Genomic DNA, 19,117 nt, shown 5'->3' on the forward strand with positions numbered 1-19,117 from the left:
ATGGGCAAGGGAGGCCAGCCAGGCTCAATCCGGCAGCCAGGCCTTGCGCCAGTGATTCAGGTTTTCGCCTTCGAGCATCCAGCCGCCCTGCACCGCATCGCGCAGTGCATCGCCCGCCTTCGCCGTCGCATCCAGGTCGGCAAGGTGCATGCGGATGGCCTCTACCCAGCTACGGAAGCGGTTCTTCACCAGGGTGACCGGCAAGTCGCTGTAGCCCTGATAGCAACGTACGTCGCTGGCGATCACCGGGAAACCACAGGCGCCGTACTCCAGCAGGCGCAGGTTGCTCTTGCACTCGTTGAACAGGTTCTGCTCGACGGGCGCCAGGGCCAGGTCCAGGTTCATTCTGGCCAGCGCCGCGGGGTAGTGTTCAAAGGCAATGCCTTGGTGGAACTCATGCACATAAGGCCGCAGCTTATCCGGGCACATGCCGAAGAACACCCACTCCACCTCGTTGGCCAGCTCCCTGACCACGTCCGCGATCACTTCCAGGTCGCCCGTGTGGCTTGCGCCGCCCGCCCAGCCGACACGCGGTTTGCGCGACTGCCGGCGCTGGGCGTTGAGGCCTTTCCAGTAGCGGGTATCCAGCGTGTTGTGTACCACCCGGATATCGTCATGCAGGCCGGCAAAGGCTTCGGCCAGCGGCTGCGAAGAGACGACAAAGCGGTCCACATAGGCCAGGCCGCGACGTATGGAGCGCAGAATGTCCTTGGGCATGTGCGCCCTGTGTACGCTCTTGATCGGCAGGTTGGGCAGATAGTCGTCCAGCTCGAAGACCTTGAAGGCCTGCGAAAACGCGTGCATCCGGCGTATGTGCTCAATCTGCTCGTCGCCCACCTGGCGCTGCAGGACGATGCTGTCCGGCTGGTAACGCTCCAGTTCGCCTGGTGCCAGGTGATTCCACGACAGCAGCCCCTCGGCCAGCCCCTCGCGGCTGAGCGCATCGAGCGGCTGGATGACCCGGTAGTTGCCACAACCCTGCCTGTCCGCCGCATGGGCCAGGATCGTCGGCAGCGGCTTCCAGGACGACAGCGGTCGCCAGCTCAGCTGGGTGGGCGCCAGGCCGAAGCCATTGGTGGACGACAGCGAGAAGTTCGGGTTGTAGAACGGGTCTCGCGCCAGTGCCGGCAGCCAGCGGGCAAACAGGGCGTCTTCTTCCTCGGTGCTGGCCGGCGTTGCCGCATCTTCGCTGAGCAGCAATTGCACACGCGGCGTCCACACGTTCAGGTAGCCGGCACGGGACAGGCGCAGGCACAGATCGACATCCGCCCAGCGCTGCAGCTCGGGTGTCTCGTCGAAACCACCCACCTCCAGGAACAGGCCCTTGTTCACCAGCAAGCACTTGCCGCTCACTGCGACATAGTTCTGGTCGACCTGCAGGCGCTGCAGGTAGCCAGATGCATCCAGCGGCTGCCCGGCAAAGGCTTCGCCAACCGGGCCGTTCAGGCCGAGCACGAAACCGGCATGGCTGATGGTAGCGTCCCCCGCCACCAGCTTGGCCCCCACCACGCCGACTTCCTGGCGCACGCCATGGTTGAGCATCTGCTGCAACCAGTCGCTATCGAGCACCGCAGCGCCCTCGTCCAGCCACAGCAGGAACTCACCACGCGCCTGCTCGGCGGCCTGGTTGCGCATGTGCGCAGGCGCCATGCCGGCAGGGAAACGCAAGCAACGAATGGCATCGGTGCCGAGCTGGGCAACGCTATCGAGCCAGCTGCTCACTGCTGGGCCGGCATCATTGCGCGCCAGCAGAAGCACCTCGTAGTTTCGATGGGGCGTCTTCTCCAGGATGGTTTCCATGCAACGCTGCGCCCGCTCCGTGCTGTTGCCCTGGAGCAGGATCAGGATGCTGACCGGCAAATCACCGGGGGCGCCGTAGTCGAGGTCATAACGCCCGGGCAGACGCGACTCGACGCGAGCCTGCGGAAAACCGCGTGCATGCAGATGGCGCTGAATGACCTCGCGCTCGTCCGGGCAGTCGCGCAGCGTCTGCGCATCGCTGATCAGCAACGGCTCGCTGATATGCCCCAGCCCCTCGAAACCGGCGGTCTCGATCAGGCGCAGGATGTACTCCAGCTCGAACGCCTGGCCTGCCTCCTGGCGGAAGCCGCCCATGTCCAGCCACACCTGACGGTTGAACAACCAGTGGCGTGACAGGCTCGCCGGCAAACTCAGAAGAAGATCAAGGTTGAGGTCAGGGCGCAGCGCAGCGCCCATTTCCGCGCCATCGCCACGCAAACCTTCATCACCATAAACGGCCCGACAGCCAGGCGCTGCCAGCAGATCAAGCGCGGCAATCAGCAGGCCGCTGGCAGTGAACTCAACGCCCGCCTCTACCAGCATGAACCAGTCGAACTCACCCGCCAGCACTGCCTGGTTGAGCTGGTCGCTGAGGCTGGCGTCACTCAAACGCAGGCACTGCAGTTTGCCCTGGGCCGAAGTTGCGGGTGCCTCCCCCGGCGTCAGCGCGATGACTTTCACTGTGGGGTAAAGGCAGTTATCGCTGCTCAAGCTTTGCAGCGATGCTTTCAAGGCATCCGCATGCCCTTCAGCGTCCACCACGATGACCCCGATTACAGGCCCACCCTGATGGGCTTGCAGGCGCTGCCCGATCAGCCGGCTCTGCATGGCATCCGGAACGCGTTCGGCCAGCCAGTCTTGCAGTGTCAATGACTTGGGCTTTTCGCCCAGATGCTCCAGCATTTGCTGGCGCCCGCGCTTGACTTCATCGCTACCACAGTCGGCATGGCGTGCATACAACTCACGATACAGCGCAGGGTAATCTTGCAGTGCCTGCTCCGAACGTCGTGCAGGGGCATTGTCATCCCGGCGCATGCGCACTTGCACCGTCTCATCACGAACATGGTGGAAAGCGCTTCGAGCACATAAGCGCATGAGGAAGTCCCAATCCTCCAGACCTGTCAGTGATTCGTCGAAGCCCCCTACGGCCAGCGCAAGCGCACGTGGGCAGGCAAAGGTGTTGACTGGGATGTAGTTGTTGACCAGTAACCGTTCGCGGGAGTACGCCTCGTGGGGGTAGCGCTGCTCACGCGCCACCTCGGCCCTCTCGCCCGCCGTGATCGTTTCCTGAATGAACACCGCATCCGTATACACCACGCTGTCGGGGTGAGCCGCCAGCGCGTTGGCCAATGCTTCGAGATGACCAGGCAGGAACAGGTCGTCGTCGTCCAGATAAACGACATACCGACCACGGGCCAGGTGCAAAGCAGTGTTACGGGCAGCGGCAGGGCCGCGATTACGGCCTTGGCGGATGTACGTGACAGGGAAATCGTAATCAGCCAGCAGCGACTCGACCGGGTCGCCGTTGTCATTGACCAGAATGACCTCGAAGTCCTTGAAAGACTGGTGGCCAATGCTGTTCAGCGCATCGCTGAGCAATTGCGGGCGGTTGTAGGTCGTCACGATAATCGAGAACAACGTCGTCTCTTGCTGCCGCGCCTGCCCTTCCAAACGCTCGCAGAGCTGGCGCGCCCGGGCACCCAACTCGGAATGCTGCTCGCCAGGGTATTGCTCCAGACGCCGCTCGAGGTGCGCCGCCACCTCGCGCTCACGCCCGTAGAGGTGATGCTGCGCATTGCGCTCGAATACGCCTTCGACAATGGCAAGGTGCCCGATCAATGGCTCAACGGAGGCGTAGAACTGGTTCGACTCCTGCGCACCGTGCCAGCGATAGCTGACACCGGGCATATCGACATAGGCGAAATCGGGGTAACGCTCCGCCATCTGCACGACCATCTCCCAGTCACCGGCACCGTACGTCTTGCCTGGGCTCCAGACCTGACAAAATGCCTCACGCCGGTAGATCACTGCCGACGGTGTCATGTAACTGTCGAAAATCAGCAGGTCAGCGACTTCATTGCGCCCACCGACATAATCGCCGTTGCGGTAACCGGGATGACGAGGCTGGTTCAACGCCTGCCCAGCGCCATTGACCCAGCGAATGCCGGTATAGCCAACCGCCACGTGGGGCTGGCTCTCCAGCGTAGGCAACAGGCGCGACAGGTGGCCTGGGTTGAAATAATCGTCGGCGGAAAGGAACGTGAAGTACCGCCCCTGTGCGATACGCAGGCCATTGCGCCAGTTGTAGCCTGGGCCGAAATTGTATCGGTTACGGATGTAGCGCACGCTCGGGTTGCCCGCGAATGCCGCCATTACCTCGGTGGTGTCGTCCGTGGACGCATTGTCCAGCACCAGGATCTCGATATCGTCCACGCCCTGGTCGAGTACCGACTGGACACACTGGCCAAGGTAACGCCCGTGGTTGTAGGTCGGGATCACGACACTCAACAGGGGCTCGAGGTGCCGTACCGCAGCGGCATCATCAGCGATTGCGGTGGTTACCTTGTACAGCCAGTAGTCTGCCGAACAATGGTAGTTCCTGGAGTAGTCGCGATCTTCCGTATCTCGGGTGATTGGCCACGCTTGCGAGTCGGATGCGTCAGCATCGGGAAGTTTCAGGTAATCCAGGCAGACCAGCGAAGTACTGGGCTGGCCTTCCTTTGCCGGGACAAGGATTTTGCTGAAGGCGGCTTCTTCTTGCAGCGCCTCCCGTTGCTCGGCATCACCTAATAGCAGATATCGCTGTGCTTTGGACGGCAACTCGCACACCGCCTGGGCCTGACGAGGGTGGGCAATCAGAAGCACGCCATCGGCCTCTCCTGCGGCATCGGTAGCCCGCTCGAACAACAGCCCGTTGCTCAAGCCATACACCGTCAGGGGCTGCAGCGGCAATTTGCGCTGCAAGCCTTCCCAGTCCGCATCGGACAGCAGGAATGCCTGCTGATCTTCCAGGCAAAACCCAGCTACCCGTACTCGCCAAGGTTGCCCGGCACAACGCCCACCTGCGATCAAAGCCCAATTCGTCATGCTGTCACTTCCCCAAAATGGTTGCTCGCTTGCGTCAAGCGACACGGCGCCTGTCGGCACGTAGCCTGTATGTCGTGAATCACGCAGATGCCGTCAGGTGCTTCCAGGACACGACGCGTGCCGCTGCCCTGAGGTGCTGATGGATAAGCGCTTCAATGTAATGTTCATGATCCCGCTCGGAACTGATGACCACGACATCGCCCTCTTCCACGTGCTCACTCATCCAGGCCAAGGGCTGAATGGGTACGCCCAGCATTTCTCTGCCCTGGCGATTGATGTTGGAATCGATACAGGCAACGACCTGATCGCCGTTTTTCTCGGCTTCAAGAATCAACAGCGCGGCGATGAAGGCACTACCGAAGATGATGATCCTGCGCCCCTCCAGGCCGGCCAGGATGCTCGAGCGTGGCGTTGCGGTGGCTTTGCGCGCCCAGCTCAGAAGTTTCTCGGTAGCGCTGGCATGCCCGGAGGCCGACAGCGTGTTCAGTTGGCACGCCGGTTCGCCCAGCGACAGAAGCTGGGCCAGCAGAAACACAGGCAGGCCCGCCAGAAAGGCGTCGGGGGCCAATGCCATGTTGCGCTGCAGGCCGTCGGCCGTTTTACCAATCTTCTTTAAAATGCCGTTGTTGATCGCCCTCGCGGGCTGGGTCGTAATGGCTTCCTGAATGAAGAAGCGCGCCGTGAAGGCATCGAAATGCAGGGTTTCTGCCTCCAGCCCGGGAACGCCCTTGGCGATGTGCTTCAGGTCTCGATAGAGGGCGACCCCAGGCAGCGACAGGCTCGCCGCATGGGAGAACTGCTGGGTATGCACCCGACGGCGCAGCAAGGGCTGGTCAAGGTAGCCGATGGCATGCCGGCGATTGATGCGCGCCGGCATCAGCACGTCCTCGATGCCCGCCGTCTCCAGGGTTTTCTTGCGCGCAGCCGCCTCGCCGAGGCACGCGTGTACCGCATACAACTTGGGCAGTACGGCGCGCTCCAGCATCACACCGCTGGGCATCGGCCACAGCCGCTCCTTGAGGAAACTGCTGATGTATTCCCCGGGCGCGAAAATTCGCTCCGCGTCGGGCACGGTGCTGCCCCCGACCAGCGCATGGCCATCCTGATCAATGTCGCTGACGCGCGTCCACACCAGCCGCACCTCGGGGTGGCCATCCATGAAGCGCATCTGCCGCTCCAGCATGTCTTGCTCCATGACGTCGTCGTCATGGGTGACGATCACCCGTCGCCCCAGGGCGAGGTGATAAGCCGAACGGCAGTTGAACTCCACGGTGGAAACATTGCGCGAGTTCCTGACGTAACGGATTCGCGGGTCCTGCAGGCCCAGAATGAACTGCGCCGTCCCGTCACTGCTGCCATTGTCGAGAACCAGCAGCTCGAAATCCTCGAAGCTCTGGCCGAGCACGGCAGCGAGGGACTGCTTGAGGTAGTCCAGTCGGTTGTAAGTCAGCAGAGCAACGGTCAGCGGCGGAATGGCTGGGTTCATGGCATGGACCGCAGCAGGTCGGCGATCTGACGGTGCTGCTGCTCGTGCACAAAGACGAAGTTGGTTTCCTGGGTTTGCTCGTCAATGCCCGGGCAGGGGTGCAGCCCCTCTTTGCTCAGGGTATAGGCCTGATAGCCGATACGACCAAGCCGCTCCACCACCTCGTTGGGGTGGTAGTCGAACTGCCTGGCCCACTTCCTCAATAGCTCGATCAGAATCACCGGCTTATGGCGAGCGAGCATCGCCTCGCCGCCCTGGATCACCATCAACTCCGCCCCCTCTACATCGCACTTGATGATCTGCGGCGCCAGCTCATGCTGCGCGCAGAAGCTATCCAGCGTCGTGGCCAGGCAGGACACCTTCTGCAGGCTTTCCTGGCTGCCCGGTTGCCCGGCCAGCACCTGGGAAGTGGCGCCGGAACAGTTGGGCGTGTAGAGAAACTCTAGTGTCGCCTGCTGGTTCGAAAAGGCCAGCCGGTGCGCCTCTATGTTGAACAAACCGTTGTGGCGGATGTTGCGCTCTAGAATCTCATGGGTATGCGGAATCGGTTCGAAGGCGTGAATCCGCGCCGAGGGGCAGTGCCGAGCCAGCGCCAGGGCATACCAGCCGCAGTTGGCGCCGATGTCCAGAACCACCCCGTTTTCCGGGGTGATGGCTTTGAGGAACTCGGTCTCCAGTGTTTCATAGGCACGGAAGTTCATCAGGGTGCAGGGCACCAGGTGCTGGTCCTGGGGGTCGAGAAACAACTCGATCTGCTGCGAGCGGGAACGCACGAAGACGCCCTCCGGCAGGATACGCAGAGACTCCACGTCGGTACCGGCGAGGAACTCGGGGTACGCGAACAGGCTGGCGTGCCGTGCGTGGATGGCCTCGATGTAATCCTGCTTGGCAGATTCCCCGGCCTCGTAGGCCGCACGGATGTGGTTAAGCGTGTTCATCGGCATTACCGGGCTCCGGTGGCGAGGCTGAGGATTCTGCCGCGCCAGTCATGTTGCTGGATCAGTGTGTCGCGGATCTCTGCAGCGTAAGTGGTACTGGCAATGAACACCGTGGCCCCCTGGTGCTGCGCCAGCTCATCGGGGCCGGTAATGGTCACACCGAGCAGGGGTTTGCCCTGCAGGTTCCTGTTCCGGTCGACGATGCCGCAGATATTGGCCTTGCCCAGCCGGGTATCGCAGAGCAACCGGCTGGTAAGCGCGCCAGCGCCCCAGATCAGCACCGGCTCGGCACTGGCCTCCAGTTGCTCGGCCAGCGCTTCCACCGGGCGCAATACCTGTCGCGACAGCTCGACATAACTGAGCAGGCTGGCAGCCGCCACAGCATCAAGCGTGAAACGCTTAGCTGCCTTGGTCGTCTTGCGGTACATGGCCAGCAGGTAATGGTTGTCGTAGAAATCGTTGTGCTGGGAGATGACCGTCACTTTCTCGAAGCCGCTGGCAGCCAGCAGGTTGTCCAGGCTGACGGCACTGAAGAAGTTGATGTGCTCCAGCGCAAACTCGAGGAAGGGCTCAGCCGGCGGCGTCTTGCCGAAGGCCTCGGCATCGGGAACCGCGATGAACAGATAACCATCGTCCGCCAGCAGCGCCGCAATCTTGGCCATGCTGTTGCGCAGGTCGGCAATGTGCTCCAGCACGCCGCAAAGGCTGATCAACTGGAAGCGCTCTTCAGTGACGAAAGCATCCACGGTCGCGCTTCTGATCTCCACCCCGTAGATTTCGTGCGCCAGCTTGGCTGCAGCCGGGCTGGGCTCCATACCGAGCAAGCGCTGGAAGCCTGCCTGTTTGAAATGTGCAAGGAAATGCCCCATGCCCGAACCGATATCGAGAATGCGAGCGTCGCTTGCCAGGTCTGCATGTTGCTGGACGAAGTGGAAGAAATCCCCGTGAATACGCGCCAACCCGGGCGGCAAGTCGGTATGCAGGTGATGCTCGACGTTCTGATAGAACTGATCGAGCGCCGACTGATCCGGAATGTCGCTGGCGTAGGCAAAACCGCAGTTGCGACAGGCCACCACATCGTAATGCACGGCCTGGGGAAGCCCCGGGAACAGAAAATGCTGACGGTGCAGTTGCTCTAGATGGCTTCCGCCACAAATTTCACACGCTCTCATATCGCCTACCCTGAACTTTACGAACGGCCTTGCCAAAACCGAAAGACGCAACAATAACTGGCCAAATCAAGCGGTCTTAACCCGCCTGTGTATTAAGACGAGAACGGTACCAACGTTGGGAAATATCACTGATCTGGGCAAGCTTCAAAAAGGTCTCGTCCGGAATCCCGGCGCAAATAGCAAGTTGCTGCTCCAGGTTGAACATTTCTTCGGGTGAGTAACGCGGGACGCGCTCCTCGCTGGCCACCTGCACGTCAGGCTCAGGTTCCCAACTATCAATAATCGAACCCGCTGCATCGATATTGCCGTCGAGCCCAAGCGTGCGCAGCGTCTGAACGAATCGCGCATAGGCATCTTGATACTGCGAAAGCGTCGCGGTGTAGTCACAGCGTGACAAGAAGAAGTTGATATCCATTGACGCAGGTAGCTCATGCTCCGCCACAAACGGCAGTGAGAAGAACTCGCACATTTCCCGCACCCTCGAATCGTGCGCAATGAACACGGCAGGCTTCCCGGCATGCAGCGCCGGCGTCAAACCATGCATGCGGGCACCGAACACAAAATCCATCGAGCCGAGGAATGCCTTCCACAGGCTATAGTTTGTAAAGTAGCGAACGCGCTTTTGTTTCAACAAGGCCAGCACAGGCGCCAAGTCTTTATAGAAACGCCGCGCCGCATGGATATCAGCCCCGCTGACCTTCCCGGGGTAATAGAGCGCCTGCGCAAGCAGGCCAAAGACCTGCTCGACATAGTAATAATCGTGCTGACTGGCCAGGCGCAGAACGTCGTCGATGCGGCTATGACGATTGCCCTGATAGTTCGAGTAGCACACCGCAACCTTTTCAGGGTTGTGCGGCACCTCCAGCAAGGACGTACGCAGCGAAGGGCCATTCAGGTAGAGGGACGGGCAGCCTAAAGGAACGGCATTCTTGATCCCGAGGCTATTCAGCACGTCCGCTGAATAATAACCGCGCGTCCCCACCACCGGTGACCGATCGGCAATCACACTCAGGTAGCGAACCACGGCAGGAGAAAGCTGCTTGTGGAAGCCGGGCTGATAATCGTACTCCCTGGCTTGAATGGATTCGCCAAGACTGAAAAAAGGAATTTTCAGTTTCTCGATAAAGTCCGTGACGTACGCGTAAGGGTAACCATCCTGGTCATAGGGAGGCGGCGCAATTCTGCAAGGAATGAAAAATATCACCTTGGAAAATCGTTCATTGACCTCTTCTGCGGTCATCCGAAAGTTCCACGCCTCAACATGACGCCCCGAGGTCAACATGGCGCCGGCATGAGCGTAAACAATATCCCCAATATTGATGAATTGAGAATGATATTGGTAGTTGGCCCCGGTCTTTCTAATGCCCTCAGGCGGAGGGAGGTAACCAATGAGTGTCGGACGCGAATCGGGAGCGGTCATGTATGGGCCTGCAAGAGTCGGGACAAACCCACATCCAAAGGTGTGAGTGGCGCCCACCCTAAAGCGCGAATTTTGTCGATATTGAAATGCCCGGCGTTTCTCACAGCAGGTGCCGGGCCACTGCGCGCCTGCGGCCTGACCGTGAGCTGCCCTGCCTTACCGGCTGAGGCAATCAACTTTTCGGCCAATTCCAGGATGCTGGTTTCCTGCGTTTCACCGACGTTGTAGGCATGGCCCGCTTCGCCCCGGAACAGGATGTGGAACAGCCCGAGCACGGTATCGGAGACATAGCAGAACGGACGCGAGGCGCTTCCATCGGAATCCAGCTGGATATCCCGGTTGTGAAGGACATCGGCAAGCAGATCGGAGATCGCCCGGCCATCGTCCAGCCGCATACCCGGCCCATAGCAATGGGAAATCCGCGCAATCCTGGCATCCACACCGTATTGGGTGTGGTAGGCCTGGCACAGCGTTTCGGCCAAGCGCTTGCTCTCGCCGTAGCAGGCCCGTGGAGCCAACGGGTCTTCCCGGCCAAAATCACCTTCCGCGATCGCATCGGTTTGCCAAGGGTTGTCGCCGTACACCGCACCACTGCTGAGAAACAGAAAACGTGCCTGCTTGTCCCGGGCCAGCTCAAGCAGTGCCCGGGTGCCATCGGTATTGGCACGGATCGTATCGACCGGCCGTTGCAGATAGTCCTTGGGGCTGGCAGGGCTGGCGGCATGGACGATGAAATCCAGCGGCGCAGCAAGGCCGCAGGGCTGGGTGACATCCTGGATCAGAGGCGTCACTTCGCCTGGAATATCCAGCCAGGGCATGCGCTGACGCAGTTTTGCCAGGTCCCGCGCCAGGGCGTACACGTGCACCTTCGCCTGAGGCTGACGCCGATTGAGCCAGACGAGGGCTTCGACGACATGCCCACCAATGAAGCCCGAGGCGCCAGTGACCAGAATATGACGGCCGTGCAGGGCTTCCCAGGGCAGCGGGGCTGTGAGCATCCCGCTCAAGTCCGCAGCGAGAACGGGATCAGGCGTTTTCATAGATGCTATCCAGGCCGATGATGCGCTGCGCTGCAATCCCAAGGTCGAGCAGGTGCTGACGGATGTCCGTGGCGAAGCGAATGGAGCAGATGAGGATGGGCAACTCCGCGTGCACTTGCGGATCGTAGGCACACACCACGTGTTTACCCAGGCGCTGCCCCCATTTGGTTTCTGATGAGTCCAGCAGGGCGTGGATATCCAGCGACTCGGCAATCGGTGCCAGATAATTGAGGTAGTCGCCGCCAATGCCGTACACCAGGAACGGGCCGCCAGTTTGCTCACGAAAACGCTGCAGCAGACGCTGCTCGCGTTGCGCGGCCGCAGGCTGCAAGCGGGCGACGAGGCGCACCGAGTCCGAGTAGACCGGCGATTCGTAATGCCCCACGGACAACGCTTCGCAGGTAAAGCCGCAACGTGCGAGCAGCAGGGCCAGCGACGCCGGGGTGAACTGGTGCAGGTGCTCGGGATTGCGATCGCTGGCCAGCAGCGGATGCCCGGCCTGGTTCGGCACCTCGATCAGCACACGCCCGTCCGCACTCAGAAGGCTCGCCCAGGCTGCAAGCTCCTGCTCGGGTCGAGCAATATGCTCCAGCACATGGAAGGACACGATCAACTGGTACGGCGTTGCCTCAATCTCGCTGGCTGGCGTGTGGAATACGCGGTCAAGTTTCTGCGTCGCCAGCACCCTGTCCTGCGACAACTCCACACCCTCATAGGTGACGGCAAAGCGCGCCTTGATCTCGCGACCGAGCTCACCTTCCGCACAGCCGACTTCGAGCACGCGTTCCTTGCCTGTCTTCAGCAAGTCGGATACCGCGGCGACACGTTCACGCATCTTGCGCTTGAACCAAGGCGTGTTCAGATCGTTACGAGCGACCAGCGTTTCATAGTAGCCCGCCTCGTCCATCGGCATCCGCCAACGATGCCCACACAGCCGGCAAGCGGTGTATTGCGGGCGGGGCAATACGCGCTCGACCGTTGCGCAGCAGGGGCATGTGTTGGCTGTAGCAGCTGTGTTCATGCGCGCACCAGGCGTTCCAGCAACTGTTGCGGCGAAGGCAATGGCTGCTCATGACTGGCAAATTGACCATAGCCCCAAGCGACTGGCCAGAACTCGACACCATTGGCCGCCGCTGCACGACCGTCTGCGACGGTATCGCCAATGTAGAGGGCCGATTGCGCGGCAATGCCGCCATCCCCCAGCAAGGCTGCGATCATGCCGGCCTTGTCCGTGTAGCGATCAGGGTAGGAGTCACTGGCATACACGTCGCTGAACAGCCCTTGCCAACCCAATGCCGCAATGATGCGCTGGGTCGGCAGCAGACGTTTGTTGGTCGCAATGGACAGATTGAAGCCCTGCTCGCGCAGCTGCTCCAAGATCGCCTGGCAACCCGCATAGGCCGGTGTTTCCAGGCAGGCTTCGGAATCGTAAATGTCCTTGAACGAGGCGCTCAGGGCATCCAGCAATGCTGCGTCGTCACTGCCGCTCAGTGTCGCCAGCGTCTGGCGCAAGGGCGGCCCGATCAGGCTGGCGTCTATGGGGCGCATGGCCTGCAGCCCGTGCGCCTTCAGCACACGGGTAAAGCAGACAAGAATGGCCGGCGCCGAGTCCACCAAGGTACCGTCAAAGTCGAACAGGACGTGGCGTTTCATCAATTGACCTGCTGCCGAACCTGGCGCGATACCGGGGCGATGTTGCCAGCCATTTCTTCCTCCAATACCGCCAGCGGCAGCAAGGGGCTCATGTCTTCCAGCGGCATCGAGGTCATCGAGCCATCCGCCTGCGGAATTGCCGCAACCTTCGGGCTCAACGCCTCATCCTTCATCAACACCACTTCCACGATCATCGGACGCGGCATTTGCACGGCCTCGGCCAGGCCCTGCTCCAGCTCGGCGGCATCGCTGATGCGCTTGAACGGCAAGTGGTAGGCACGTGCCAGTTCTTCCAGGTCTGGCATCCACAAGCCCGCCTCGGGGCCGGTGCCGACATAGCGGCTTTCGAAGTAGTTGCGCTGGGTATTGCGGATCGAGGCATAACCGCCGTTGTTCATCACCACCAGGCAGATCGGCAGGTTGAACCCGCGCAGCGTGGCCAGCTCCTGAATATTCAGTTGCAGGCTGCCATCGCTCTCCACCGCCACCATCGGCTTGCTGCCGTTGGCGAAGCACGCACCAATCGCAGCGGGCAGGCCGTAACCCATGGCGCCCAGGCCAGAGGTCAGGAATACACGCTGGCCTGGGCGATTGCGGAACACGGTGTAGAAGACTTCGACCGCCAACCCCGAGCTGCCGGTGCTGACCAGGGTATTTTCCGGCACGGCGTTGGAAAGCGCGTCAGCAAACTGGAAGTGGCTGATCGGCCCGCTGGCCGCGAAAGGCTTGCCGTCGTTGACGCCATAGCGTGACTTCCAGTCGCGGCAACGTGCCAACCATTGCGGGCGGTTGAACGAGGCACCTTTCAGCGACGCGGCCAGTGTTTCGATGAAGCTGGCGGCATCGCGGGTAACGGCGACATCGATGTCCATGTCGAGCTTGGCGATCTCGTTGGCATCCACATCCACGACGATCTTGCGTGCGTTGCGCGCAAAGTCGCGCGGCGCATAGGCGGTGATGATGTTGTCCAGACGACAGCCGATGGTGATCAGCAGATCGGCATTCTGTATTGCGAAGTTCGGTGCACGCAGCGCTACCACGCCTGGGCGACCGACATACAGCGGGTGCTCGTGAGGCAGCAGGTCCATTGCATTCCAGGTCGTCACCAGCGGCACGCCCATGCTTTCGATCAAATCACGGAAGGCTGCTGCCGCGCCGCTCAAGCGAACACCATGGCCGGCGAGGATCAGCGGCCGCTGGGCACCGTCAAGCAAGCTGCGGATCTGCTCCAGCGTTGCCGCGTCCAGCGCTGCAACGGGTGCTGTGGCCTCGTCCCAGCCCACCAGGCTGTCGGCATCGATCGGCGCGCCCTGCACGTCCAGCGGTACGTCGATCCATACCGGGCCGGCACGGCCATCTCGCGCTACAAAGACAGCGCGCTCCAACTCGCGGCGAATGTCTTCTGGCTGCTGGACGGTCACCGCATACTTGGTGATCGGCTCGACCACGCTGACGATATCCACTTCCTGCACGCCCTTCTGCCGAAGTGGCGCGCCACGCAGCAGGTCGGCACGCTTGACCTGGCCGGAGACGACCAGCAACGGCACCGACTCGATCCAGGCACCGGCAACGGCAGTCACCGCATTGGTCGCTCCCGGGCCAGTGGTGACCATCGCCACACCGATGTTCTCGTTGATCCGGCAGTAGGCTTCGGCGGCAATCGCGGCGGCCTGTTCATGGTGGCAGGCCACCACATCCAGGTTGGGGTGCTTGCCGACCGCGTCGTTGAGGTGCATGGCACCTCCGCCTGGCAACAGGAAGACGTGCTTCACACCCAGATCGGCAATGAAGTCAGCAATGTAGTCTGCAACACGATAGGGGCTTGGCACGTCAGTCCATCCAATAGCTCAAGAGGGTTTTACGGTCGCGATTGGCATTGATCGCTTCGTCGGTATAGAACGAATCATTGCTGAAATGCGTGGAGGACAGCTCTTCGATAATGGCCCCACCCTCGCTGTGGAAGGCATGGCGAACACCCGGCTCGACGGTGACCACATCCCCCGGACGGCAGACCCGCTTGACACCGTCCAGCTGCAGCGTCAGCTCGCCATGCAGGACGTGGAAGGTTTCTTCCTTGCGCTTGTGGTATTGCTCAGGGTGCTGTTGGCCTGGCAGCAGCATCAGCAGTTTCTTGCAGTAGCCGCGATTGACCACCGTGAGCATGGTCAAACCGATTTCGTCGAACTGCTCCAGGCCATAGTGGTGGGAGATCTCCAGGTCGACCCGCCCCGGCACCACTACATGGCTGCCGCTCAACTGTGCGCGCACTTGCTGGACAATCGCCCAGACCTTGTCACGCACATCACGCCGCGTGCTGTTCTGCGTGCTCAGTGCGGCATGCTCAGGGATATCCGCCTGGGCAGTGAAGGTGGCGTACTTCGACCAGTCGTTGGCAGTGACCTGCCCGTCTTGCGGCGGGAAGGCAAAATACACGTCGTCTGCCTGTACCACCTCACCCGCGGCAATGGGCCTGCGCGCAAACACACCACGACGCAGGGAGCGCAGGCTGTCGCGTTCACGCTCGTTCACCGGCAGACGCTGCTCGCCTTCACCACACAGCAACAAGGCATATTGCGCCGCTTCCAGCCAGCGCCGAACCTGCTCAGGGCTTGCCGAGTAGGCGTTGATGGGGAATTGCTCGGTGGGCAAGCCGACGTGTTTCTCGAAAATACGCGCGCCCTTGGCCAGCGCGATCTTGACGATATCGGTGTTGTCCGGGTTTTCATGGGTGGAAAAGCCCACGCGCACGTCAGGGTAGCGCCGGCGCAGAAAATCCACCTGCGACAGGTGCATGTTGGCATCCGGGGTCGGGTACTCCCCTACGCAATGCAGAATGGCGAAACTCTTTTCCCGGTGGGCTAGGAAGCTGACCAGACGATCGAGCTCATCCAGGGTCGAACCGGCCGTGGAGACGATCAGCGGCTGCTGAGTCTGTACCACGCGTTCCAGCAACGGCCAGTCGCTCATCGAGCAACTGGCGATCTTGATCGCATCCAGCCCCTGCTCTTCGATCACGCCTACCGATGCCTCATCGAACGGCGTGGACAGGCAAAGAAAGCCGTTGGCACGGATTTCCGCCACCAGGGTATCGAACTGCTCACGGGACAAACGTGTCTCGCCGAAACGCTTGATGTACTTCACATCGTCACGGCCGCGCATCGCCGGGTGAATGAAGGTATCCAGGTCACGGTATTGCAGCTTGAAGGCAAAGCGAAACGGGAACGCCTTGCACACCTCGGCAAATGCGCGAATCAGCGCCACGCCATGCGCCACATCGCCCATGTGGTTGTTGGCCATTTCGAGGATGAACAGCGGTTTGTCGAACAACGTACCGGTGTTGGCGGAAGAGGCAGTGCTCATCAGTGGGTTCCTCGATTGAGCCAGGTTTCGATGTGACTGGCCGCATGTTCCAGATGGTCATCGCTCAAGCCCGGCCAGAGGCCGATCCAGAACGTGTCGTTCATGATCTTGTCGGTGACCGGCAGTTCGCCGGAAACCCGGTAGTTCAGCCCCTGCATGTAAGGCTGGCGCGTCAGGTTGCCGGCGAACAGCAGGCGGGTACCCACGCCCTGTTCATCCAGGTAACGCAACAGCTCGAGGCGCTTCACGCCGCTGCCGTCGCGCAGGGTAATCGGGAAGCCGAACCAGGAGGGGTCACTGTCGCGGGTGGCCTGCGGCAGGATCAGTTGGTCTGCACAACTGGCCAGACGCTCGCTGAGCCAGCCGAAGTTGCGTTTACGCGCAGCGACGAAATCATCGACCCGGTCCATCTGCGCCAGCGCGCAGGCGGCCTGCATGTCGGTGATCTTCAGGTTGTAGCCCAGGTGCGAGTAGGTGTACTTGTGGTCGTAGCCTTGCGGCAGGCCACCCAGTTTCCAGCAGAAACGCTTGCTGCAGGTGTTGTCCTCGCCGGGCGCACAGTAGCAATCGCGGCCCCAGTCGCGGTACGACTCGATGATGCGCTTGAGCAACGGCGAGTCGGTGAACACTGCCCCACCCTCGCCCATGGTGATGTGGTGCGCCGGGTAGAAGCTGAGCGTGCCGATATCGCCGAAGGTGCCGACCATGCGCCCCTGGTAGGTGGAGCCCAGGGCATCGCAGCAGTCTTCGATCAGCCACAGGCCGTACTTGTCGCACAGGGCGCGGATCACGCCCAGGTCGAAAGGGTTGCCCAGGGTATGGGCGAGCATGATGGCCTTGGTCTTCGGGCCGATGGCCGCTTCGATCAGCGCCGGGTTGATGTTGTAGGTGCCCATCTCGACATCGACGAACACCGGTACCGCGCCAAACTGCAGGATCGGGTTGACGGTGGTCGGGAAACCGGCGGCAACGCCGATCACTTCGTCGCCGGGCTTGATCGCGCGGTCGCCGAGACGTGGCGAGGTCAGCGCGGAAAACGCCAGCAGGTTGGCCGACGAACCCGAGTTGGTGGTGAGTACGCAGCGACGGCCCAGGTACTTGGCCAGGCGCTTCTCGAACGCCTCGTTGAAGCGCCCGGTGGTCAGCCAGCCATCCAGCACGGCCTCGGTCATCGCCTGCAGTTCGCCCGCGCCGATCACCTTGCCGGCAGGCGGAACGCTGCTCTGCCCCGCCACGAAGGGTTTCGGCGCCATCTGCAGATCGGCATAGCGCCCGACCAGTTCGGCAATCTGTTGGCGCAACTGCTGCGCCGTACTGTCACTCATGGGATCCGCCTTGGTGAACCGCGATCTGCTCGCGGGTAACGATGTTCATATCACGCCCTGCGCGCCAGGCCAGATGCCAGTCCAGGGTCTGTTTCAGGGTGTCATCCAGCGACCAGCGGGGCGACCAGCCAAGCATCTGCCGCGCCTTGCTGGAGTCCAGCGCCAGCAGGCCGGCTTCGTGCGGCTGGGCATCGCCGGCCACCGACCAGCGCGCCTCGCCTGGCCAACGTTCGGCAAGGCGCCGGACGATCTCGCCGACGCTGGCCAGCCCTGCGCTGTCAGGGCCGAAGTTCCAGGCTGCGGCGTGTCGCTCGGCATCGGTCAGCAAGCCCTGCGCCAGTTGCAGATAGCCCATCAGCGGGTCGAGTACGTGCTGCCAGGGGCGCGTCGCATCGGGATACCGCAAGATCACCTCTTGGCCATCCTCCCAGGCACGCAAGATATCCGGCAGCAAGCGCTCGGCAGACCAGTCCCCGCCCCCTAGCACGTTGCCAGCGCGCGCCGTGGCCAGGGCCACGCCGGAGGTACGCAAGAACGAATCGCGGTAGCTCGCGCACAGCAGTTCGACACAGGCCTTGCTGCTGCTATAGGGGTCGAAGCCGCCTAGGGCGTCCTGTTCCCGGTAGGGCCAGGGCCATTCGCGGTTGTCGTAGCATTTGTCGGTGGTCACCACCAGCACCGCGCGTACCGAAGGCGTGGCACGCACGGCCTCCAGCAGGTTGAGCGTGCCCATGACGTTGGTTGCGTAGGTGTCGCCTGGCGCACGATAGGATTCGCGCACCAGCGGCTGAGCCGCCAGATGCAGCACCACCTCCGGCTGGAAATCCTTCAAGGCACCAGCCAGGGCCGAAGCATCACGGATATCGGCGAAATCGCCGGCTATCTGCTGCTGCAGCTGCGCGGCCTGCCACAACGATGGCGTGGTCGCGGCAGGCAAGGCAAAGCCGCGCAGTTCGGCGCCAAGCTGGCGCAGCCAGACGGCCAGCCAGCCGCCCTTGAAGCCGGTATGCCCGGTCAGCAGGACTCGGCGCCCAGCCCAGAATGCCGGGTTCAGCGCCATAGCTGCCATGCTGCTTCGCCGTTTTTCCAGTGTTCTTCAAGCAGCATGCGATCACGCAGGGTGTCCATCGGCTGCCAGAAGCCACGGTGCAGGTGGCTCATCAGCTGCTCCTCCTTGGCCAGACGACGCAGCGGCTCGTATTCCCAGGTGGTGTCGTCACCTTCGATGTAATCGAGCACGGCCGGCTCCAGCACGAAGAAGCCGCCATTGATCCAGCCGCCGTCGCCCAAAGGTTTTTCCTGGAAGCCACGTACCTGCTCGCCCTGCACATCCAGCGCGCCATAACGCCCCGGCGGCTGCACGGCGGTAACCGTGGCCAGCCTGCCGTGCTGCCGGTGGAAGTCGATCAGTTGGGGGATATCGACGTCGGACACACCGTCGCCGTAAGTCAGGCAAAAGGTTTCATCGCCAACATAGTCGCGGACACGCTTCAGGCGGCCACCGGTGGCGGTGTTTTCCCCGGTATCCACCAGCGTCACCCGCCAAGGTTCGGCGTGGCGGTTATGGATATCCATGCGATTTTCCGCCATGTCGAAGGTGACGTCCGACATGTGCAGGAAGTAGTTGGCGAAGTACTCCTTGATCACATAGCCCTTGTAGCCCAGGCAAATGACGAAGTCGTTGATACCGTAGTGCGAGTAGATCTTCATGATGTGCCAGATGATCGGCTTGCCGCCTATCTCGATCATCGGCTTTGGGCGCAGGTGGGATTCTTCGCTGATGCGTGTGCCCAGCCCACCGGCCAGAATGACTGCTTTCATTATGCTGTTTGTCCG

The 19,117-nt window shown here is 61.7% G+C and carries 13 protein-coding genes; all 13 read right to left on the reverse strand.

Going from position 1 to position 19,117, the window contains the following annotated elements; translation table 11 throughout:
• Positions 1–24: 24 nt before the first annotated feature.
• Entirely contained in the window at positions 25–4,887 is a 4,863-nt protein-coding gene (locus LOY26_RS19150) for a glycosyltransferase (protein ID WP_258713993.1), read from the reverse strand.
• A gap of 79 nt (positions 4,888–4,966) precedes the next feature.
• On the reverse strand, positions 4,967–6,373 hold the full coding sequence (locus LOY26_RS19155) for a glycosyltransferase family A protein (protein WP_258713994.1): 1,407 nt from the start codon (positions 6,371–6,373) through the stop codon (positions 4,967–4,969).
• Entirely contained in the window at positions 6,370–7,311 is a 942-nt protein-coding gene (locus LOY26_RS19160) for an FkbM family methyltransferase (protein ID WP_238338601.1), read from the reverse strand. Before LOY26_RS19160 ends, LOY26_RS19155 begins: the two co-directional genes overlap by 4 nt.
• Before the next feature lie 5 nt (positions 7,312–7,316).
• Positions 7,317–8,483 carry a class I SAM-dependent methyltransferase gene (locus LOY26_RS19165; protein WP_258713995.1) on the reverse strand — a complete coding sequence of 389 codons (1,167 nt, stop codon included), beginning with the start codon at positions 8,481–8,483 and terminating at the stop codon, positions 7,317–7,319.
• A gap of 76 nt (positions 8,484–8,559) precedes the next feature.
• Positions 8,560–9,903 (reverse strand): polysaccharide pyruvyl transferase family protein, encoded by a 1,344-nt coding sequence (locus LOY26_RS19170; protein ID WP_258713996.1) that lies wholly within the window; start codon positions 9,901–9,903, stop codon positions 8,560–8,562.
• Positions 9,900–10,979, reverse strand: coding sequence for an NAD-dependent epimerase/dehydratase family protein (locus LOY26_RS19175; protein WP_238338599.1), 1,080 nt, complete (start codon positions 10,977–10,979; stop codon positions 9,900–9,902). Before LOY26_RS19175 ends, LOY26_RS19170 begins: the two co-directional genes overlap by 4 nt.
• On the reverse strand, positions 10,930–11,907 hold the full coding sequence (locus tag LOY26_RS19180; RefSeq protein WP_258713997.1) for a class I SAM-dependent methyltransferase: 978 nt from the start codon (positions 11,905–11,907) through the stop codon (positions 10,930–10,932). The genes LOY26_RS19175 and LOY26_RS19180 overlap by 50 nt, the downstream gene beginning before the upstream one ends.
• Before the next feature lie 53 nt (positions 11,908–11,960).
• On the reverse strand, positions 11,961–12,596 hold the full coding sequence (locus tag LOY26_RS19185) for an HAD family hydrolase (RefSeq protein WP_186656302.1): 636 nt from the start codon (positions 12,594–12,596) through the stop codon (positions 11,961–11,963).
• Positions 12,596–14,425 (reverse strand): thiamine pyrophosphate-binding protein, encoded by a 1,830-nt coding sequence (locus LOY26_RS19190; protein WP_033699484.1) that lies wholly within the window; start codon positions 14,423–14,425, stop codon positions 12,596–12,598. The genes LOY26_RS19185 and LOY26_RS19190 overlap by 1 nt, the downstream gene beginning before the upstream one ends.
• A 1-nt stretch (position 14,426) precedes the next feature.
• Positions 14,427–15,956, reverse strand: coding sequence for an N-acetylneuraminate synthase family protein (locus LOY26_RS19195; RefSeq protein ID WP_258713998.1), 1,530 nt, complete (start codon positions 15,954–15,956; stop codon positions 14,427–14,429).
• Positions 15,956–17,281, reverse strand: coding sequence for a lipopolysaccharide biosynthesis protein RfbH (gene rfbH / locus LOY26_RS19200; RefSeq protein WP_258713999.1), 1,326 nt, complete (start codon positions 17,279–17,281; stop codon positions 15,956–15,958). Before rfbH ends, LOY26_RS19195 begins: the two co-directional genes overlap by 1 nt.
• The gene (gene rfbG, locus LOY26_RS19205; protein WP_186656501.1) at positions 17,274–18,341 is read right to left on the reverse strand and encodes a CDP-glucose 4,6-dehydratase; all 1,068 of its coding nucleotides are present in this window, start codon (positions 18,339–18,341) and stop codon (positions 17,274–17,276) included. Before rfbG ends, rfbH begins: the two co-directional genes overlap by 8 nt.
• Entirely contained in the window at positions 18,332–19,102 is a 771-nt protein-coding gene (rfbF, locus tag LOY26_RS19210) for a glucose-1-phosphate cytidylyltransferase (protein ID WP_033699490.1), read from the reverse strand. Before rfbF ends, rfbG begins: the two co-directional genes overlap by 10 nt.
• Positions 19,103–19,117: the final 15 nt, after the last annotated feature.

Source organism: Pseudomonas sp. B21-047 (assembly GCF_024748775.1).
Taxonomy (GTDB): Bacteria; Pseudomonadota; Gammaproteobacteria; order Pseudomonadales; family Pseudomonadaceae; genus Aquipseudomonas; species Aquipseudomonas capeferrum.

Bases quoted from the DNA above. Each gene is read 5' to 3' on its own strand.
- LOY26_RS19150 (WP_258713993.1), bottom strand. From the start codon at position 4,887: ATGACGAATTGGGCTTTGATCGCAGGTGGGCGTTGTGCCGGGCAACCT.
- LOY26_RS19155 (WP_258713994.1), bottom strand. From the start codon at position 6,373: ATGAACCCAGCCATTCCGCCGCTGACCGTTGCTCTGCTGACTTACAAC.
- LOY26_RS19160 (WP_238338601.1), bottom strand. From the start codon at position 7,311: ATGAACACGCTTAACCACATCCGTGCGGCCTACGAGGCCGGGGAATCT.
- LOY26_RS19165 (WP_258713995.1), bottom strand. From the start codon at position 8,483: ATGAGAGCGTGTGAAATTTGTGGCGGAAGCCATCTAGAGCAACTGCAC.
- LOY26_RS19170 (WP_258713996.1), bottom strand. From the start codon at position 9,903: ATGACCGCTCCCGATTCGCGTCCGACACTCATTGGTTACCTCCCTCCG.
- LOY26_RS19185 (WP_186656302.1), bottom strand. From the start codon at position 12,596: ATGAAACGCCACGTCCTGTTCGACTTTGACGGTACCTTGGTGGACTCG.
- LOY26_RS19195 (WP_258713998.1), bottom strand. From the start codon at position 15,956: ATGAGCACTGCCTCTTCCGCCAACACCGGTACGTTGTTCGACAAACCG.
- rfbH (WP_258713999.1), bottom strand. From the start codon at position 17,281: ATGAGTGACAGTACGGCGCAGCAGTTGCGCCAACAGATTGCCGAACTG.
- rfbG (WP_186656501.1), bottom strand. From the start codon at position 18,341: ATGGCGCTGAACCCGGCATTCTGGGCTGGGCGCCGAGTCCTGCTGACC.
- rfbF (WP_033699490.1), bottom strand. From the start codon at position 19,102: ATGAAAGCAGTCATTCTGGCCGGTGGGCTGGGCACACGCATCAGCGAA.